This window comes from Bradyrhizobium sp. LeoA1Lang, assembly GCF_055413685.1.
Genome location: NZ_JBVAPG010000470.1, coordinates 1 through 670 on the forward strand (window position 1 = coordinate 1; position 670 = coordinate 670).

At 63.3% G+C, this 670-nt stretch carries 1 protein-coding gene; it reads right to left on the minus strand.

What is annotated here, in order from left to right:
• Nucleotides 1–279: hypothetical protein (locus tag ACZYOF_RS44180; protein ID WP_463719649.1), on the minus strand; the 279-nt coding region annotated here is incomplete at its 3' end.
• Nucleotides 280–670: the final 391 nt, after the last annotated feature.

Genomic DNA, 670 nt, shown 5'->3' on the forward strand with positions numbered 1-670 from the left:
GCCTTCGTGGTAACGCTTGTCATGGCGTGGTCTCCAGCCCGGCGCGTCAACGCCGGGTGATTCGAGGTTGATCACCCCGGAGACTACGCCACTTTCAATTCCAACCGCTTTTCGGACGGCACCCAGCTTCGACCAGTCGGGATTGCCGGAAAACAGGTCGGCGTCCCACCAGACGTCGCCGGCTTCCAGCGCCTCGCGCTCGGTGTCCGACATGGCCGGCATCACGCCGCGGGCGAACCCGAAGATCGGCTTAGTGATGACATCGCGGCGGAAACTCATGGCAGTATCCTCGAGATCGGCGACGCGTTCCGGCATATTTTAGCGGAAAGTGGCCGACAGAAGTGAACGCTTCGCTGGCAAATTGGCGCGAATTGACGCGGACGATATAACGACCGAAGCGCGGTGCCAGTTCCGGATGAGGTAGGCGCGGCTTGCCGGATGCACCTCGCCCCGCTTGCGGGGAGAGGTCGGATCGCATCGAAGATGCGGTCCGGGTGAGGGGGAGCCTCCGCGAGTCCGTCTGTCGCCGTGATCGCGGAGAGAGCCCCTTGTATCTGCACGGGCATGATTTGTGCGATGGAAGCGATTTAGCGTCTTGGCCGGTGGCCACCGGCCAAGACGCGTGGCGAAGTCGCCCGTTACCCCCTCCGGCCACAACCGTGGATGAGCT